Below are 17,466 nucleotides of genomic sequence, written 5' to 3' on the forward strand. Positions count from 1 at the left end.
TTCGTTCAGTTTTCAAAGAACTACTTGGTCGCTCATTTGCGACTTCCTTATGTTAACATCTTCGTTTTTCGATGTCAACTAAGTTTTTCAATTTCTTTTTTGTCGTTTTCTGCGTTTCCGCATCAGCGACGGTTATTAATATATCATGGTGAAAATCGAAATGCAACACCTTTTATAAACTTTTTTTTAGATCACCCTAATTTCTTTGTTAATATCATATACTTAAACGAAATATCTCTTTCATGTATAAATAATTCCTACATATATTCTATATAAAGTCACTCTATCAAAAGCGTTTCTTTCTATAATAAATGTTTTATTCATATACCATATCATACAAGGAGGAATATATATGGACTATGCCGATTTATTAATCAAACTAGGTCTCTCGGCTATTTTAGGGTTCGCTATCGGTTTAGAGCGCGAATTAAAACGAAAACCACTTGGTTTAAAAACTTGTTTAGTTATTTCTATCATTAGTTGCCTCCTGACGATTGTTTCTATTAAAGCGGCTTACAATTTACCACATACCGATCATATGAATATGGATCCACTTCGACTTGCCGCTCAAATTGTATCAGGAATCGGTTTTTTAGGTGCCGGTGTTATTTTACGAAGAGGAAACGATAGCATTGCAGGACTAACGACTGCTGCTATGATTTGGGGTGCTTCTGGTATTGGTATTGCTGTTGGGGCTGGATTCTATATCGAAGCGATTTTCGGAATGTGTTTCCTTATGATTAGCGTTGAACTTATACCATTAGCAATGAAATTTGTAGGACCGAGATCATTTCGTCAACGTGATATCGCAGTAAAACTTGTCGTGCGAAATATGGACAATATCCCAATTGTAATTGAAGAAATAAAAGAAATGGATATAAAAGTTAAGAATATGAAGCTCAAAACATTGGAGAATGGCTCTCACTATTTACATTTGAAATTATCTATCGATCAAAAAAGGCATACCGCTGATGTTTACTACGCCCTCCAGCATCTTGAAAGTGTCCAACAAACTGAATTAGAAAGTATGTAATGTAAAACAAACTCTCTTTTAAATTAGAGAGTTTTTCTTTTTTCTATAATGGTAACAATGAATGTAGTCCTGCAAAGTAAGGAGGAATAAGAGTTTGAAATCCCGTCCAAATTTAGTAGATACATTTCGTGATTCCATTATTTTTCGTTTAGTTTGCTTTATTGTTTTACTTACTGCTTTTTCTGGCTTCCTTATACATAGATTAGAGCCATCGCACTTCACCACATGGTTTGATGGAGTTTGGTGGTCAATCGTTACCATTTTCACCGTTGGCTATGGTGACTTTGCCCCGCATACACTAATAGGCAAACTTATCGGTATGGGTATTATTTTATTTGGAACCGGTTTTTGTTCTTATTATATGGTTCTGTTCGCCACTGATATGATTAATAAACAATATATGAAAATTAAAGGAGAAGAAGCCGCTACCTCTAACGGTCATATGATTATCGTGGGTTGGAATGAACGGGCAAAACATGTTGTAAAACAAATGCACATCTTACAACCGAACCTTGATATCGTTTTAATTGATGAAACACTTTCTTTACTTCCAAAACCATTTCATCATTTAGAATTTATAAAGGGTTGCCCGCATCACGATCAAACTTTATTAAAAGCTAACATTACAACGGCTCACACTATATTAATAACAGCTGATAAAGAAAAAAATGAAAGCTTAGCAGATACACAGTCCATTTTAAATATTTTAACTGCGAAAGGTCTCAATCCAAACATTCACTGCATCGCCGAACTTCTTACTTCTGAACAAATACAAAATGCAACTAGAGCTGGTGTATCAGAAATTATAGAAGGAAATAAATTAACGAGCTACGTATTTACCGCTTCTCTTTTATTCCCTTCCATTTCAGGCGTACTATTCTCACTTTACGATGAAATCTCTGATAACAAATTACAACTGATGGAGCTTTATCCTTCCTGCACTGGACAAACTTTTGCAAATTGTAGCTATACTCTTTTAAAGCAAAATATTCTCTTACTAGGTATAAAACGCGACGAACAATATATGATTAATCCAGTCCATTCCTTTGTTCTCATTGAAAGCGACATACTCATTGTTATTCACCATTAAGAAAATGTTTTTCTAGTTCCTGCATGAGCACTTTCCCAATATTGATATATTTTCTTTTCACATCTCCATCTGGATCTTTCGGCTCAGCAAATTGATCCATTCCACTCGTTCCAGCCGTTAAAGTATTTACGTGATCATCTAGTTCGTCTTGATATACGTGCGAAAGAATATACGGCGTTTCCAGACGGACTATTACACCAGGCACATCTAATTCGCCATTCACTGCTGTAAATGGCACTCGTAAAAATTGATAGCCATCTTCTTCATCGATTTTGTAATCAAAGCATCCTTTATCGTAATCCCAATTGCCACCAATGTTATACCCAAGTGGCTTCATTATCTCTTCCAACTTATATAACGCATATGTACGTCCTTCTAAATTTGATTGAATCGGAATCAAGCCCATCCCTCCTAGACTTTTTCTTTAGCATACCCACTCTAGTTTGAATATACCGATGGACTTTTCGATAAAATAATAAAAAGCGACCGGATTCCGGTCGCTTTTTATTATTTTAAACGCTCTTCTAATTCTGCTTTTAACTTTTCAAATCCTGGTTTACCAAGTAAAGCAAACATGTTTTTCTTGTATGCTTCTACTCCTGGTTGGTCGAATGGATTTACGCCTAATAAGTAGCCGCTCATCGCACATGCTTTTTCGAAGAAGTATACAAGGTAACCGAATGTGTACTCATTTAATTCAGGGATATTTACGATTAAGTTTGGTACGCCACCATCGCTATGTGCAAGTAATGTACCTTCGTATGCTTTCGTGTTTACGAAGTCTACAGTTTCACCAGCAAGGTAGTTTAATCCATCTAAATCGTTTTCTTCTGATTCAATTGTTAGTTCATGTGTAGATTTACCTACTTTCAGAACTGTTTCGAATAAGTCACGACGACCTTCTTGAACGTATTGACCTAATGAGTGTAAGTCAGTTGAGAAGTTTGCTGAAGATGGGAAAATACCTTTTTGATCTTTCCCTTCACTTTCACCAAATAACTGTTTCCACCATTCAGAGAAGTATTGAAGTGCCGGCTCATAGTTAACAAGCATTTCAATTGTTTTTCCTTTATTGTATAAAGCGTTACGAACTACTGCGTATTGGTAAGCTGGGTTTTCTTCTAGTTCTGATGCACCGAAGTCATCATGACCAGCAGCTGCACCTTTCATCATCTCTTCAATATTTAAGCCACTTACTGCGATTGGTAATAAACCAACTGGCGTTAATACAGAGAAACGTCCTCCAACATCATCTGGAATAACGAATGTTTCGTAACCTTCGTTATCAGCTAATGTTTTTAATGCACCACGTGCTTTATCTGTCGTTGCATAAATACGTTTGCGAGCTTCTGCTTTTCCATACTTTTCTTCTAATAACTTACGGAAAATACGGAATGCTAGTGCCGGCTCTGTTGTTGTACCTGATTTGGAAATAACGTTAATAGAGAAGTCTTTACCTTCTAATACGTCCATTAAATCTTTCATGTAAGTGGAGCTAATGTTTTGTCCAACAAATAGCACTTGTGGAGTTTTACGTTGTTCTTTAGATAGCGTGTTGTAGAAAGAATGGTTTAACATTTCGATTGCTGCACGTGCTCCTAGGTAAGAACCACCGATACCTACAACAAGTAAAATGTCAGAGTCATTTTTAATTTTTTCTGCGCATTTTTGAATGCGAGCAAATTCTTCTTTGTCATATTGAAGCGGAAGGTCTACCCACCCAAGGAAATCGTTCCCAGCTCCAGTTTTTTCGTGGATTGCATGATGTGTTACTTTCACTGCATCACGTAAATAAGTGATTTCATGTTCACCGATGAAGGATAACGCTTTAGAATAGTCGAACGTTACATGTGTACTCATCTTTTTCCCTCCAATAATGTATATGTATTTCTGTATTCACTTTAGCGAAACTGAAGTTGTAAATCAAGCGATTCAACCATTGTAAACGTAACCAATATATATTTTTTAGAAAAAGTTCATTTTTTGCATAAAAATTCGCATTTTTCGGTATAGATGTATATACATCCTTTTTCTTATATTTTTTATGTATAAAAACAACATAACTACACCATTCTATAAAGGAGTTAATTAACTCATCGCTTGTTCACGCTTCACAATTAAGGGGGGCTTTTTCATGAGTACTCTGCAACGTATCGCATTAGTCTTTACTGTAATTGGCGCCGTGAACTGGGGACTAATCGGGTTCTTCCAGTTTGACTTAGTGGCAGCCATTTTCGGTGGACAAAATTCAGCTCTTTCCCGTATTATTTACGGCATCGTCGGTATTTCTGGGCTTATCAATCTTGGTTTACTCTTTAAACCATCAGAAAATCTTGGCACTCACCCAGAAACGAACGAAATCCACTAGTCAGTATGTCTTTATTTCACCTCCGACATACGAATATGATTGCATGCAATCATATTTGCAAATATATATCATAAGACAAAGTAAAAGAGGAACGCTCATATGCGCTCCTCTTTTACTTTGTTAACTCGGACTCTTCAATCCATTCGGTTAGCTTTTCTCGCAGCGTATTAAATCCGTTCTCAGATGGATTCGGTATAAGGATCCGCCCTTGTTTTCTTCTCGCCGCTTTTAACGATAAACTCATTTTTCTGTGTTCTTCATCAATTGAAAGTACTTTTACTTCTACTGTATCGCCGACTTTTAAAAAGTCATGAATATCCTTTACATATCCATTTGTAATTTCAGATATATGCACAAGCCCTTGTGTTTCTGCATCTAACGCTACAAATGCTCCGTAATCTTGAATCCCAGTCACTTTCCCTGTTACAACCACTCCAGTTGTATATTGTTCTGACATATGAAACACTCCCATACGTTACCATTTTCTCTACAATTGTAGATAGTAAAGCAGATGATTTATTGTTAAATATCCGATTAGTTAGTACGTACCCTAAGTAAAGCTACTCAGGATATGCATACCTTATATTAGTAAATTATACCACTATGACAGAACTCATTCAAAATTAACGAAAAATTTCCTAGAGTACGTATAATTTTCTAATATTGGGATAGAATACTAACACATGGCTTTCTAGTATTCCCCCCCTTTTATGGACAAAACGTATTATGTTTTGTCCTTTTTTTATTTTCTATAAACCGTTCCATTCTCTTCATTGCTTCCATAAGTTGTTCAAGCGATGTTGCATACGAGCAACGAATAAATCCTTCACCACTTTCGCCAAATACACTTCCAGGTACAACAGCCACCTTTTCTTCTAATAATAACTGTTCTGCAAATTCTGCCGAAGATAGTCCAGTTGAAGAAATAGAAGGAAAGACATAAAATGCTCCGCCCGGCACATGACACGTTAAACCCATTTCATTAAACGATGTCGTCATAAAATTACGGCGTTTCTTATAACTATCTCTCATCCGAATTACTTCATCATTCCCCGCGCGTAACGCTTCGAGTGCTGCGAACTGAGACATTGTCGGTGCACACATCATGGAATATTGATGAATTTTAAGCATTAATTCCGAAAATTGAACAGGAGCTGCAATCATACCGAGGCGCCATCCTGTCATCGCAAACCCTTTTGAAAATCCCGAAATTAAAATTGTATGCTCGCGCATATTTTTAATACTCGCGAAACTTGTATATACTTCGTCGTATACAAGCTCTGCATAAATTTCATCAGATAATACGATTAAATTGTACTTCTCAACAATCACTGCTATTTCTTCAAGCTCGGATTTATTTAACATTGCACCTGTTGGGTTATTTGGTGAACAAAGCAAAATTGCCTTTGTTTTCGCTGTAATAGCTGCTTCAATTTGTTCTGGTTGTACTTTAAACTCGTTTTCTAAAGTCGTTGCCACAGGAACCGGAACTCCTCCAGCTAATGTCACAAGCGGTGCATAAGAAACGAAACTTGGTTCAATAATGAGTACTTCATCATCAGGATTTATAATGGCGCGCATCGCTACATCTAACGCCTGACTCGCTCCAACTGTAACAATGATTTCATCGTTCGGATCATAAGATACTGCAAATTGTTTTTTTAGATACTTTGCTATTTCTTGGCGCAGTTCCAATAATCCTGCATTTGCTGTATATGACGTATATCCTTGTTCTAAAGAACGGATGCATGCTTGCCTTACATTCCAAGGTGTAACAAAGTCAGGCTCTCCTACTCCAAGAGAAATAACACCTTTCATATTTGCTGCTAAATCGAAAAACTTTCGAATACCAGATGGTTGTAAAGATTCTGCCGTTCTAGATAGTTCAAATTGCTTCATGGTGTCACCACAATGCGCTTATCATCATCGTTTTTTTCGTAAATAATTCCCTCATGTTTATACTTTTTCAAAATGAAATGCGTTGTTGTAGAAACGACAGATTCAATTGTTGCTAATTTCTCAGAAACAAACATCGCTACTTCTCCCATTGTCTTTCCTTCTAATGTAATAGAAAGATCGTATGTCCCCGACATTAAATACACAGATTTCACTTCTGAATAACGATAAATTTGTTCAGCAACCGCATCGAATCCAACACCGCGCTTTGGCGTAACTTTCACATCGATCATCGCCGTTAAACCTGTATGTTCTTTCACCTTCGTCCAATCGATATGTGTTACATAATCCACAATAATCTTTTCCTCTTCTAATTTTTCAACCATCTTCTTTACTTCTTCTACTTCTATATTTAACAGCTTCGCTAATGTATCTACAGATAATCGACTACTTTTTTCAAGACAAGCTAATAATTCTAATTCTTTTTCTGTCACCATATAAATCATCCTTCCTTTTCGGTTGTGTCTAAATTATACAAATACCCTTTCCAGTTTGAAAAGAAGATTTTTTTAGTGAATTATGTCAAAATAAAGTGAAACTTTAATCAGCGGAATGCTTCACCCCGCTGATTATTAGTTGAACCAATCGGGCTTTTACGAGCAGTTGATCTCCCACCTCACTTCTTTGCCTCAGCCGTCTTTTTAGGTGGGAGTCTTACTGCTCGTTAAAGCGGGGTAAAGTGAAACTTTAATCAGCGGAAAAATGCGTGATAAAGCGAAAGGGGATGGAACCGTGAAACCAAAAATTTATATTGCTGAACCAGTTCCAACATTTGTAGAAAACTACTTATTAGAACACTGTGATTATGAAAAATGGGAGCAAAATGAGAAGGTACCTCGTGATGTCCTATTAGAGAAAATACAAGATAAAGATGGATTATTAAATTTCGGATCTGCTATTAATGAAGAATTATTAAATGTAGCTCCTAACTTAAAAGTAGTGAGCAACATTTCTGTCGGTTACGATAATTTTGATTTACAAGCGATGGAAAAGCGCAATGTCATTGGAACGAATACACCATATGTATTAGATGATACAGTAGCGGACCTTGTTTTCGCTCTTATGTTATCTGCTGGTCGCCGCGTCTGCGAACTCGACTCCTACGTGAAAAATGGTGAATGGAACGCCGAAATCGGAAAAGAGCACTTCGGGCTGGATGTACACCATAGTACAATCGGTATTATCGGAATGGGACGAATTGGAGAAGCCGTTGCAAAACGGGCGAAATTCGGATTTGATATGAATGTTCTGTATTATAACCGTCGCCGTAAAGAAGAAGCTGAACAAAAATTCGATGCTACATATTGTGATTTACAGACGCTACTCAAACAATCTGACTTTATTGTTCTTCTTACTCCATTAACAGATGAAACGTATCATCTTATCGGAGAAAAAGAATTTTCATTAATGAAAGAAACCGCAATCTTTATTAATGCTTCTCGCGGGAAAACAGTAGATGAAGAAGCATTAATACATGCGTTAACAGAAAAGAAAATCTTTGCAGCAGGCATCGATACGTTTACACAAGAGCCGATTCAAAAAGATAATCCGCTCTTATCATTACAAAATGTTGTGACTTTACCGCATATTGGATCTGCAACGTTAAAAACTAGGCAGCAAATGGCTATGACAGCCGCTGAAAATTTAGTTGCAGGGTTACAAGGAAAAACACCGACTAATATTGTTCGTGGGTAATAATAAATAAGCGAAAGGCAAGATGACATCGTCATCTTGCCTTTTTTTGTTAACATATTTTTTTCTTCCTTGGAAATGATATGAACAAAAATCAATGGAGTGACAAAAAATGAATCACGAATATACTTGTCCTTATTTCACTTTTTCCACTCGCGGCACTACTATTCATTACGAATTGTATGAACATGACAACAAAACGGAACGTCCTACTTTCGTACTCGTTCACGGCTTTTTATCTTCCTCATTCAGTTACCGCCGCCTCATTCCTTTATTATCGAAAGCAGGAACAGTACTAGCTCTTGATTTGCCACCGTTCGGAAAAAGTGATAAGTCTCATCTCTTTAAGTATTCTTATCATAATTTAGCAACGGTTATTATCGATTTAATTGAACATTTATCTCTCTCAAATATTGTGTTAGTTGGGCATTCTATGGGTGGACAAATTTCTCTCTATGTAAACCGTATACGCCCTGAATTAATCTCAAAGACAATTTTACTATGCAGCTCTAGCTATTTAGCACGCGCAACCTTACCTTTACTGTACTCTTCTTATTTACCGTTCTTTCATTTATACGTAAAGAACTGGATTATACGGCGCGGGATTGTTCATAACTTAATGAATGTCGTTCATGATCACTCATTAATTGACGATGAAATGAAGGAAGGTTACTCCGCTCCTTTTTATGACAACCGTATATTCCCTGCTTTAACTCGTATGATAAGAGACCGTGAAGGTGATTTATCTTCAACTGAATTACAAAAAATCGAAACACCTACACTACTCATTTGGGGTGAAAAAGATCGTGTCGTCCCTGTACATGTAGGTCATCGGCTACACAAAGATTTACCAAATTCGAAATTTATTTCTTACGAAAACACAGGACATTTACTACCTGAAGAAAAGCCTGAACTTGTTTATGAAGAAATTATCGCTTTTTCTGCACAATAATACAAAAGGCTGTCGGAAATTCCGACAGCCTACAATGAACAACTTCCGCCTTCTTTTATTACAAGTAATTCCACAGCTAACTTCTCACATTTTCCAAGCGCAGGTACTTCCTCAAAAGACATAAAGTATATATGTTGAATCTTTTTTGCGATGTATTTTGGATCGTCGAACACACTTACGACGTTCACAACATCGCTCGCTTCTGTTTCATAAAACTCCGGTCCCATTTGAAACGGATCCCAATTCTTCACAACCTCTATCATCTTTTCATATGTACCCATTCGCTTCCCGCCTTTTCACTTTTTAATGCTTTTCTTTATCCTATCACATCAGCTATTCTATAAGAAGAGAGAGAACTTTCATAACTTAACGGTTTACAGAAGAAGGGGGCAAACTTATGCAACTATTTCATAAAACAGTCAATCGACGTGGAACTCATAGTACGAAATGGGATACGTATAAAAACGAAGAACTTCTCCATGCTTGGATTGCTGATATGGATTTTGAAGTACCACAACCAATTCAGACTGCTTTAAAGAAACGTATCGAGCATCCTATTTTCGGCTATACACTTCCTCCCGAAAATATTGGAGATATTATTTGTAACTGGACAAAAAAACAGTACAACTGGGATATTCAAAAAGATTGGATTGTCTTTAGCGCGGGAATCGTTCCAGCTCTTAGTGCGAGCATACAGGCCTTCACAAAGGAAAACGAATCCGTTCTCGTACAACCACCTATTTATCCCCCATTTTTCGAAATGGTCACAACAAACAACAGACGATTATGCGTGAGTCCTTTACAGAAACAAAATGATACATATACGATAGACTTCGATCATTTAGAAAAGCAATTTCAACAAGGCGTCAAACTCATGCTTCTTTGTAGTCCTCACAATCCAATCGGGCGTGTTTGGTCAAAAGAGGAACTTACACAACTTGGCACGTTATGTACAAAATATAATGTAATCGTTGTCGCGGATGAAATTCATTCCGATATTATTTACGGAGATCATACGCATACACCGTTCGCTTCCTTATCTGAAGAATTAGCAGCGCGCACGATTACTTGTATGGCTCCGAGTAAAACATTTAATATCGCTGGATTACAGGCATCGATTATTATCATTCCAAACGAAAAACTCCGTCAAACCTTTATATCTATCCAATATAGACAAGGTTTCCACGGATTAAATACATTTGCCTATACAGCGATGCAAAGTGCCTATACAGAATGTAATGATTGGCTACATGAAATTCGATTATATATAGAAGATAACGCTCAATTCGCTTGTAAATATATTAAAAATCACATACCCGCTCTTTCTGTAACGAAACCAGAAGGTAGCTTTTTATTATGGATCGATTGCTCCCGCCTACACCTTTCTCAAAATGAACGCACTGCATTACTTGAGGAAAAAGGGAAAATCATCGTTGAACCTGGTGAGAAATACGGATTAGGCGGCGAAGAACATATTCGAATTAACATCGGCTGTCCAAGATCTGTTTTAGAAGAAATTTTAAATAGACTGCGCCATACGTTTTCAGAATAAGAAAGGAGGTAATTCGGGAAAACCTCCTTTATCAATATCTTTTCAAATACGTTTCACAAAAAAAGCTACCATGCACGGTAGCTTTTACTTTTTCTTCATATCCGACGCTTTTTTTACAATGACACCACAAGCAATTCGATCACCTGATTTACCTGTTGGTTGTGTCATACCATCATCAGCGTTTTCTGTAATAATAATAGACGCTCCATCTTTTCTATGAATCGTTGTTTTCCCTTCTTCAAGCGTTATGTGCGGCGCATCGATTTCTGCCTTGATCTTTCCAGAACCGTCTGCAATTACGTTCGGTAAATCACCGTTTTCTGCACCCTTCGGATTAAGAAGTCCATGCTTTTTATTATCAGGATTAAAATGATTACCAGATGATTCAAAACGTGGTGCTTTACACTCACCAATTTCGTGTACATGCAGTCCGTGCGCGCCTGGTGCGAAACCTTCCCCTTTAATCGTAATTTTCACTCCGCTTGTTTGCTGCACTACTTTCGCAGTCCCCACTTCATCGCCTGAAGCATTATGTAATTTCACGTCAATTTCTTTCGGCTTCCCTTGGTCACAACCTGCCATCAGAAATAATAAACAACAACTTAAAAAAAGCCGTTTTTTCATTCTATTCCCTCCAAAATATATTCTGCCCTTAGATTGTCCGAGCATAGAGGGAAACATACAAAAATGAGTTACTGTTTCTTTTCCGCTAAAAGTTTTTCTTCAACTTTCTGTAATCGCTCCGCTTCGCGTTTTGATACACGAATGAACATACGCCACGTAGCAACGGCACCAATGATAAATAGAACGCAAACAATCCCTGGAATAATATATTCTGTTTTATCTTCCGGAAAATATAAAGGCATCATACGGAACACTCCTTATTATAGGATTCAAAAAACATCAGAATTTTCTGTTATATAATATAAAATTATAGTGGAACCTATCCATATTCTCAAGGGGGCATTCCGAAAGCGAATGATTTCTTTGACTCCTTCGCACACTTTCCTTACTATAAACTTGAGGTGAAAAATATGAGAGAAACATTTGAAATTGGTGAAATCGTTACTGGTATTTATAAAACTGGCAAATACATCGGCGAAGTTACAAATAGCCGTCCTGGCAGTTACGTCGTAAAAGTGTTAGCTGTTTTAAAACATCCGGTGCAAGGTGACTTACATAACGTAAAACAAGCTGACGTACCATTTTTCCATGAAAGACGTGCTTTAGCTTTCCGTGAACAGACGAACATTCCAGAGCAAATGGTGAAGAAATATGAAGGAGAAATTCCAGAGTATACAGAGTCACTCAAATTAGCATTGGAAACTCAAATGAATTCATTTTCTGAAGATGATTCACCTTTTGCGGTTCGTAGTCTAGAAACATTAGAGCAGTTAAAAAAAGACTACAAACTTTAAAAAAACAAAACGACCAAATTACATACTGTGCAATTTGGTCGTTACTGTGTACTCACTTTCTTTAACACTTTTGAAAAATCAACGAGTTCTCCTAACGTTGGAGGTGCTGGTTTCACTAAATACTCTTTATCTTTTTCTACTAATTTAAAAATATTATACGTCGTCATCGCATCATCTAGCGCACAATGATGCTTACCCGTCCCTGCTTTTCCATATGCCTCAATTGCTTTCCACAATCCTGTTTGATTTCTCTCCCCAAAAAACTTCTTATACTCAAGTGATAAATCACGACACTGGCCTAAGAACGGAAAGTCTACTCTTGCCATTTCACAATTATGCTTCAACACTTTCATATCCATATTTCCCCACGTAACAATGGTTGGTTTACATCTCCTTTCATATTCTGCAAGTTTTTCAACGAGTTCTGGAAACGAAATTCCTTTATCTACGACTTCTTGTTTAATTCCTAAAAATTTCTTACATCGATCCGTTAAAGAAGGAAAAGTTTTCGGCCTAACATGAGCTGAATACGTGTCTTCTACCTTACAGCCAACAACCGAAACGAGTCCTACTTCAATGATTTCCGGGAAAAATCCTTTTGGTTTTTTTCTGTGCTGGGGCATCGTAAACTCAAAATCCAAAAATAAAAATCGTTGTTCATCCATACGATCCCTTCCTTATCATCTTTGTCATTCCTTTCTATTTGACACTCCTACACGAACAAGCTCGAATGCTAATTCCATTTTAAATATTCAGATTGGATGTATCTTATATATATGTCAAATGCCCACAAATATTTTTAAAAATAAGAAAAAATGACCGATGCAGAAAATATGACAAAATAAGCCCTTTCATTTACATCCCCCTTTTTTCTACTTTATAATGACGTTATGTGTGTTTCATCTAGTTAATTTTTTGACACACTAAGAAAAGTGAATGAAAGGAGATGAGAGTTTTGCACGAAACAACGCAAGAGCTCGCAAACTGGCAGTATTATTTTGCTATCGCAGTCTTTTTAATTACATATGCCATTATTATTTCAGAAAAAATTAATCGCGCTGTCATCGCACTTCTTGGTGCAGCACTCATGGTAATTATGGGGGTCGTTGATTTACACAACGCCTTTACGAAACATATTGAATGGGGGACGATTACGCTACTCATCGGTATGATGATTCTGGTGAACATTACAAGTAAATCGGGTGTCTTCCAATACGTTGCCATTAAAGCAGCAAAAGGGGCGCAAGGAAATCCAATTAAAATTTTAATTTCACTTTCCTTACTTACTGCGCTTGGTTCCGCATTTTTAGATAACGTTACAACTGTACTTCTTGTTGTTCCAGTTACTTTATCTATTACGCGCATACTGAAAGTAAATCCTGTTCCTTATTTACTTTCTGAAATTATTTTTTCAAACATTGGAGGAACAGCAACATTAATTGGTGATCCACCTAACATTATGATTGGTTCTGCAAATAAGCATTTAGATTTCAATGCGTTCTTATTCAACTTAGCACCTATCGTAATCATTATTATTGCTGTTACAGCGACAATACTTTACTTCATGTATCGTAAACAATTAATTGCTGATCCTGTACAAATTAAAAAATTAATGAGTTTAGATGAAAAACAATACATTAAAGATCCAGTATTAATGAAAAAATCTTTAACCGTACTTGGACTTACAATCGTAGGTTTCATGACTCATTCAATCTTCCATGTTGATGCAGCTATCATCGCTTTAACTGGTGCTACTGTACTTATGCTAATCGGTGTGAAAGAACATGAAATTGAAGAGGTATTCGCAAGTGTAGAGTGGGTAACAATCTTCTTCTTCGCAGGACTATTCGTACTTGTTGGAGGACTTATTGATATCGGCCTTATCAAAATGTTAGCTCAAAAAGTAATTGGAATAACAGGTGGAGATGTTTCTTACGCATCTATCCTTATTTTATGGGTATCTGGTATCGCCTCTGCGACAATTGATAACATTCCATTCGTTGCAACAATGATCCCACTTATTAACGATATGGCAGTTGGGCTAGGTTTATCACCTTCTGACGCACAAATCGACGTATTATGGTGGGCATTAGCATTAGGTGCTTGTCTAGGTGGAAACGGAACATTAATCGGAGCTTCTGCTAACGTAATTGTTGCAGGTATCGCAAGTCGTGAGGGCCATAAATTTAGCTACATGGAATTCCTTAAAGTCGGCTTCCCAATTATGATCGTTTCATTAATCATTTCTCATATTTATATTTATTTACGCTACCTTATGTAGTAGAAAAAGGGTTGTCACATGTGACAGCCCTTTTTCTTGTTCAATACAATTATATGAATGATTTTTCAAATATCCCTACTCGTTATACCTTACCGGCTCATTCCGAATAATGAACAAGTGAATCGGTAAGAAAACCGAAAATGTGATTGTATGAATAATCGTAAACAATATAGAATTCGTTCCGTATCTATCTAAAATTGCGTAGATAAGATAAATAGACAGCACAATCGATACAGCTGTTGCTAATAAATATAGAATTGGTACGAAGTTAAAAATGAAACACGCGACATATATGCCGAATACTTTCCATCCTGCTTCTTCTTTTAAGAAATCCGGTAATTTGTCTTTTGCTAAATCACCCCATATCTTACTATTTAAAAAAGGAATAAACGCAAGAGCACCATCCGTTGCACCATCATTTTTCGCCATCGTATACAGTGCAAAAGCCGTTAATAAATACGCAATAATTGCCCAAATCAATACAACAAGAATAAACGCAAAACTAAGAGCAAAGAAACCTGCTAGTACGCCTTGATCTTCCATCTTATCCTCTCCTCTCTACTCTCAACATATTTCATTACTTTACAAGTTATGTTTTAAAATTTATCCAAACTCTCTGTATAATAATAGGAGCGAGATAATAAGAGAGGAGAACGCACTTATGCATCCATTTGTACAAGCATTACAAGAGCATTTCACAGCCCATAAAAATCCTGAAAAAGCAGAACCGATGGCACGTTATATGAAAAATCACTTCCCATTTCTCGGTATTCAAACACCTGAAAGAAGACAACTATTGAAAGACGTCATCCAAATACATACTCCCCCAGATCAAAAAGATTTCCAAGTTATCGTACGTGAGCTTTGGGATTTACCAGAACGTGAATTTCAAGCGGCCGCACTCGATATTATGCAAAAATATAAAAAGCATATAAACGAAACGCATATCCCGTTTTTAGAAGAACTTATTGTAACAAAATCTTGGTGGGATTCTGTTGATAGCATCGTCCCTACATTTTTAGGAAATATCTTTTTAAAACATCCGGAATTAATTTCTGCCTATATTCCAAAATGGATTGCATCAGACAACATCTGGTTACAACGCGCCGCTATTTTATTCCAGCTAAAATATAAACAAAAGATGGACGAAGAACTTCTTTTCTGGATTATTGGACAACTACATTCTTCAAAAGAATTTTTCATTCAAAAAGCGATTGGCTGGGTCCTTCGCGAGTATGCAAAAACGAAGCCCGATGTCGTTTGGGAATACGTGCAAAATAACGAGCTTGCTCCCCTTAGTAAACGTGAAGCAATTAAGCACATTAAACAAAATTACGGAATAAATAACGAAAAAATAGGCGAGACTCTATCATAGATAGACGCGTTCCTCTATTGAGATTTAAAAAAGAACGTGTTAGAATATGTTCATTATTATTAATATAAGTAGCGATGACGGACTTATAAGTACTTGCACAAAAAGCGATTCAGGGATAGTGAAAGCCTGATGCCGCAAGGAAACGGCAGTCCCGAGCAATACGTGATAAAGTGGATGCACCTGTTGTGTATCAACTAGGGTGGAACCGCGGGCAAACGCTCGTCCCTAGGCAATTAAGCCTTGGGATGAGCGTTTTTTTTATGTTTTTCAAAGCATATACCGCTCGTTTCACAAGTACCAGAGCACGTCATCGCCAATACGTTAACTTTCAAAAGGAGGATTTTATTATGTATTCAATGGAACAAGTTGTAAACTTAGCGAAACATCGCGGTTTTGTTTTCCCTGGTTCTGAAATTTACGGTGGTCTTGCAAACACTTGGGATTACGGTCCACTTGGAATCGAATTAAAAAATAACGTTAAAAAAGCTTGGTGGAAAAAATTCATTCAAGAATCTCCATACAACGTTGGTTTAGACGCAGCTATTTTAATGAACCCAAAAACTTGGATCGCTTCTGGTCACGTTGGTAACTTCAACGATCCAATGATCGACTGTAAAAAATGTAAAGCGCGTCACCGTGCTGACAAATTAATTGAAGATGCATTAGATGCAAAAGGCATCGAAATGGTTGTTGATGGTCTTACTTTCGACCAAATGGCTGACTTAATGAAAGAACATGAAGTAAAATGTCCTGATTGCGGTAGTGAAGAGTTCACTGAAATCCGTCAGTTCAACTTAATGTTCAAAACATTCCAAGGTGTTACAGAGTCTAGCACGAACGAAATCTTCCTTCGTCCTGAAACAGCACAAGGTATTTTCGTAAACTTTAAAAACGTACAACGCTCTATGCGTAAAAAACTTCCATTTGGTATTGGCCAAATCGGTAAGAGCTTCCGTAACGAAATCACGCCTGGTAACTTCACATTCCGTACACGTGAATTCGAACAAATGGAACTTGAATTCTTCTGTAAGCCTGGTGAAGATTTAGAGTGGTTTGCATTTTGGCGTGAAACTTGTAAGAACTGGTTACTTTCACTTGGTATGACTGAAGAAAGCATGCGTCTTCGTGACCACGGTGAAGAGGAATTATCTCATTACAGTAACGCAACAACTGATATTGAATTCAGATTCCCATTCGGTTGGGGCGAACTTTGGGGCGTAGCATCTCGTACAGACTTCGATTTAAAACGTCACATGGAACACTCTAACGAAGACTTTAACTATATCGATCCACAAACGAATGAGCGTTACGTACCGTACTGCATCGAGCCATCTTTAGGTGCTGACCGTGTAACATTAGCATTCTTATGTGATGCATATGAAGAAGAGCAATTGGAAAACGATTCTCGTACAGTTCTTCGTTTCCACCCTGCTTTAGCACCATACAAAGCAGCTATCTTACCATTATCTAAAAAGCTATCTGAAGGTGCTACTGAAGTATTCGCAGAACTAGCTAAAGACTTCATGGTAGACTTTGACGAAACTGGTTCTATCGGTAAACGTTACCGTCGTCAAGACGAAATCGGTACACCATTCTGTATCACTTACGACTTCGACTCAGTTGAAGACAAAGCTGTTACAGTACGTGACCGTGACACAATGGAACAAGTTCGTATGCCAATTAGCGAGCTAAAAGGCTTCTTAGAGAAGAAAATCCAGTTCTAATTATAAAAAAGAGGCGCTCTATTGA

20 protein-coding genes are annotated in these 17,466 nt (G+C 37.1%); 10 read left to right on the top strand and 10 right to left on the bottom strand.

Annotated features, from left to right (window positions below; genetic code table 11):
- Positions 1-352 precede the first annotated feature (352 nt).
- Both CER22_RS07920 and CER22_RS07925 read left to right on the top strand, forming a co-directional pair.
- Complete coding sequence (locus tag CER22_RS07920) at positions 353-1,033, top strand: MgtC/SapB family protein (protein ID WP_000384160.1); 681 nt, start codon at positions 353-355, stop codon at positions 1,031-1,033.
- Positions 1,034-1,127: 94 nt separating this feature from the next.
- Positions 1,128-2,123 (top strand): potassium channel family protein, encoded by a 996-nt coding sequence (locus CER22_RS07925; RefSeq protein WP_087986054.1) that lies wholly within the window; start codon positions 1,128-1,130, stop codon positions 2,121-2,123.
- Here CER22_RS07925 and CER22_RS07930 read toward each other — a convergent pair.
- On the bottom strand, positions 2,110-2,523 hold the full coding sequence (locus CER22_RS07930; RefSeq protein ID WP_137014476.1) for a YugN-like family protein: 414 nt from the start codon (positions 2,521-2,523) through the stop codon (positions 2,110-2,112). The genes CER22_RS07925 and CER22_RS07930 overlap by 14 nt on opposite strands.
- Before the next feature lie 107 nt (positions 2,524-2,630).
- Positions 2,631-3,983 (bottom strand): glucose-6-phosphate isomerase, encoded by a 1,353-nt coding sequence (locus CER22_RS07935; RefSeq protein ID WP_048542213.1) that lies wholly within the window; start codon positions 3,981-3,983, stop codon positions 2,631-2,633.
- 274 nt (positions 3,984-4,257) lie between these two features.
- Between CER22_RS07935 and CER22_RS07945 the strand changes: the two genes are divergently transcribed.
- Complete coding sequence (locus tag CER22_RS07945) at positions 4,258-4,491, top strand: DUF378 domain-containing protein (protein ID WP_048542215.1); 234 nt, start codon at positions 4,258-4,260, stop codon at positions 4,489-4,491.
- A gap of 112 nt (positions 4,492-4,603) precedes the next feature.
- On the opposite strand, the gene yugI is transcribed toward CER22_RS07945, so the two are convergent.
- The 3 genes from yugI to CER22_RS07960 form a co-directional block, all read right to left on the bottom strand.
- A complete protein-coding gene (gene yugI, locus CER22_RS07950; RefSeq protein WP_000003769.1) occupies positions 4,604-4,948 on the bottom strand; it encodes a S1 domain-containing post-transcriptional regulator GSP13 in 345 nt (114 codons plus the stop codon).
- Between the two features lie 251 nt (positions 4,949-5,199).
- Positions 5,200-6,390 carry an aminotransferase gene (locus tag CER22_RS07955; RefSeq protein ID WP_087982765.1) on the bottom strand — a complete coding sequence of 397 codons (1,191 nt, stop codon included), beginning with the start codon at positions 6,388-6,390 and terminating at the stop codon, positions 5,200-5,202.
- Positions 6,387-6,884, bottom strand: a complete 498-nt coding sequence (locus CER22_RS07960) for an Lrp/AsnC family transcriptional regulator (RefSeq protein WP_142293445.1) — start codon at positions 6,882-6,884, stop codon at positions 6,387-6,389. Before CER22_RS07960 ends, CER22_RS07955 begins: the two co-directional genes overlap by 4 nt.
- Positions 6,885-7,149: 265 nt before the next feature.
- On the opposite strand from CER22_RS07960, the gene CER22_RS07965 reads away from it, so the two are divergent.
- Together CER22_RS07965 and CER22_RS07970 are read left to right on the top strand one after the other, a co-directional pair.
- Positions 7,150-8,142 carry a 2-hydroxyacid dehydrogenase gene (locus CER22_RS07965; RefSeq protein WP_088608526.1) on the top strand — a complete coding sequence of 331 codons (993 nt, stop codon included), beginning with the start codon at positions 7,150-7,152 and terminating at the stop codon, positions 8,140-8,142.
- 109 nt (positions 8,143-8,251) lie between these two features.
- Positions 8,252-9,091 carry an alpha/beta fold hydrolase gene (locus CER22_RS07970; RefSeq protein WP_001015207.1) on the top strand — a complete coding sequence of 280 codons (840 nt, stop codon included), beginning with the start codon at positions 8,252-8,254 and terminating at the stop codon, positions 9,089-9,091.
- A 29-nt stretch (positions 9,092-9,120) separates the two neighbouring features.
- On the opposite strand, the gene CER22_RS07975 is transcribed toward CER22_RS07970, so the two are convergent.
- Positions 9,121-9,372 (bottom strand): YugE family protein, encoded by a 252-nt coding sequence (locus CER22_RS07975; RefSeq protein ID WP_000537643.1) that lies wholly within the window; start codon positions 9,370-9,372, stop codon positions 9,121-9,123.
- A 116-nt stretch (positions 9,373-9,488) separates the two neighbouring features.
- Here CER22_RS07975 and CER22_RS07980 point away from each other — a divergent pair, with 116 nt between their 5' ends.
- Entirely contained in the window at positions 9,489-10,643 is a 1,155-nt protein-coding gene (locus CER22_RS07980; protein WP_088608527.1) for a MalY/PatB family protein, read from the top strand.
- Positions 10,644-10,727: 84 nt separating this feature from the next.
- On the opposite strand, the gene sodC is transcribed toward CER22_RS07980, so the two are convergent.
- Positions 10,728-11,267: a superoxide dismutase [Cu-Zn] gene (sodC, locus tag CER22_RS07985; protein WP_000746533.1), complete on the bottom strand. Its 540-nt coding sequence runs from the start codon at positions 11,265-11,267 to the stop codon at positions 10,728-10,730.
- Between the two features lie 68 nt (positions 11,268-11,335).
- Positions 11,336-11,512: a hypothetical protein gene (locus CER22_RS32995; protein WP_000982763.1), complete on the bottom strand. Its 177-nt coding sequence runs from the start codon at positions 11,510-11,512 to the stop codon at positions 11,336-11,338.
- A 165-nt stretch (positions 11,513-11,677) separates the two neighbouring features.
- Here CER22_RS32995 and CER22_RS07995 point away from each other — a divergent pair, with 165 nt between their 5' ends.
- Positions 11,678-12,061 (top strand): kinase-associated lipoprotein B, encoded by a 384-nt coding sequence (locus tag CER22_RS07995; RefSeq protein WP_001209345.1) that lies wholly within the window; start codon positions 11,678-11,680, stop codon positions 12,059-12,061.
- 41 nt (positions 12,062-12,102) lie between these two features.
- On the opposite strand, the gene kapD is transcribed toward CER22_RS07995, so the two are convergent.
- Entirely contained in the window at positions 12,103-12,726 is a 624-nt protein-coding gene (gene kapD, locus CER22_RS08000; protein WP_000344365.1) for a 3'-5' exonuclease KapD, read from the bottom strand.
- 290 nt (positions 12,727-13,016) lie between these two features.
- Here kapD and CER22_RS08005 point away from each other — a divergent pair, with 290 nt between their 5' ends.
- Positions 13,017-14,342 (top strand): ArsB/NhaD family transporter, encoded by a 1,326-nt coding sequence (locus CER22_RS08005; protein WP_137011545.1) that lies wholly within the window; start codon positions 13,017-13,019, stop codon positions 14,340-14,342.
- A gap of 75 nt (positions 14,343-14,417) precedes the next feature.
- On the opposite strand, the gene CER22_RS08010 is transcribed toward CER22_RS08005, so the two are convergent.
- A complete protein-coding gene (locus CER22_RS08010) occupies positions 14,418-14,885 on the bottom strand; it encodes a hypothetical protein (protein WP_000390066.1) in 468 nt (155 codons plus the stop codon).
- 118 nt (positions 14,886-15,003) lie between these two features.
- Here CER22_RS08010 and CER22_RS08015 point away from each other — a divergent pair, with 118 nt between their 5' ends.
- Positions 15,004-15,717: a DNA alkylation repair protein gene (locus CER22_RS08015; RefSeq protein WP_088608528.1), complete on the top strand. Its 714-nt coding sequence runs from the start codon at positions 15,004-15,006 to the stop codon at positions 15,715-15,717.
- Between the two features lie 347 nt (positions 15,718-16,064).
- Complete coding sequence (locus tag CER22_RS08025; RefSeq protein WP_000287155.1) at positions 16,065-17,441, top strand: glycine--tRNA ligase; 1,377 nt, start codon at positions 16,065-16,067, stop codon at positions 17,439-17,441.
- The last annotated feature ends 25 nt before the right edge of the window (positions 17,442-17,466 follow it).

The organism is Bacillus sp. K2I17 (genome assembly GCF_002209985.1).
In the GTDB taxonomy this organism is placed as follows: domain Bacteria; phylum Bacillota; class Bacilli; order Bacillales; family Bacillaceae_G; genus Bacillus_A; species Bacillus_A wiedmannii.

Bases quoted from the DNA above. Each gene is read 5' to 3' on its own strand.
- CER22_RS07995 (WP_001209345.1), top strand. From the start codon at position 11,678: ATGAGAGAAACATTTGAAATTGGTGAAATCGTTACTGGTATTTATAAA.
- CER22_RS07955 (WP_087982765.1), bottom strand. From the start codon at position 6,390: ATGAAGCAATTTGAACTATCTAGAACGGCAGAATCTTTACAACCATCT.
- CER22_RS07935 (WP_048542213.1), bottom strand. From the start codon at position 3,983: ATGAGTACACATGTAACGTTCGACTATTCTAAAGCGTTATCCTTCATC.
- sodC (WP_000746533.1), bottom strand. From the start codon at position 11,267: ATGAAAAAACGGCTTTTTTTAAGTTGTTGTTTATTATTTCTGATGGCA.
- CER22_RS07920 (WP_000384160.1), top strand. From the start codon at position 353: ATGGACTATGCCGATTTATTAATCAAACTAGGTCTCTCGGCTATTTTA.
- yugI (WP_000003769.1), bottom strand. From the start codon at position 4,948: ATGTCAGAACAATATACAACTGGAGTGGTTGTAACAGGGAAAGTGACT.
- CER22_RS07980 (WP_088608527.1), top strand. From the start codon at position 9,489: ATGCAACTATTTCATAAAACAGTCAATCGACGTGGAACTCATAGTACG.
- CER22_RS07970 (WP_001015207.1), top strand. From the start codon at position 8,252: ATGAATCACGAATATACTTGTCCTTATTTCACTTTTTCCACTCGCGGC.
- kapD (WP_000344365.1), bottom strand. From the start codon at position 12,726: ATGGATGAACAACGATTTTTATTTTTGGATTTTGAGTTTACGATGCCC.
- CER22_RS08010 (WP_000390066.1), bottom strand. From the start codon at position 14,885: ATGGAAGATCAAGGCGTACTAGCAGGTTTCTTTGCTCTTAGTTTTGCG.
- CER22_RS07960 (WP_142293445.1), bottom strand. From the start codon at position 6,884: ATGGTGACAGAAAAAGAATTAGAATTATTAGCTTGTCTTGAAAAAAGT.
- CER22_RS07945 (WP_048542215.1), top strand. From the start codon at position 4,258: ATGAGTACTCTGCAACGTATCGCATTAGTCTTTACTGTAATTGGCGCC.
- CER22_RS08025 (WP_000287155.1), top strand. From the start codon at position 16,065: ATGTATTCAATGGAACAAGTTGTAAACTTAGCGAAACATCGCGGTTTT.
- CER22_RS07975 (WP_000537643.1), bottom strand. From the start codon at position 9,372: ATGGGTACATATGAAAAGATGATAGAGGTTGTGAAGAATTGGGATCCG.
- CER22_RS32995 (WP_000982763.1), bottom strand. From the start codon at position 11,512: ATGATGCCTTTATATTTTCCGGAAGATAAAACAGAATATATTATTCCA.
- CER22_RS07965 (WP_088608526.1), top strand. From the start codon at position 7,150: ATGCGTGATAAAGCGAAAGGGGATGGAACCGTGAAACCAAAAATTTAT.
- CER22_RS08015 (WP_088608528.1), top strand. From the start codon at position 15,004: ATGCATCCATTTGTACAAGCATTACAAGAGCATTTCACAGCCCATAAA.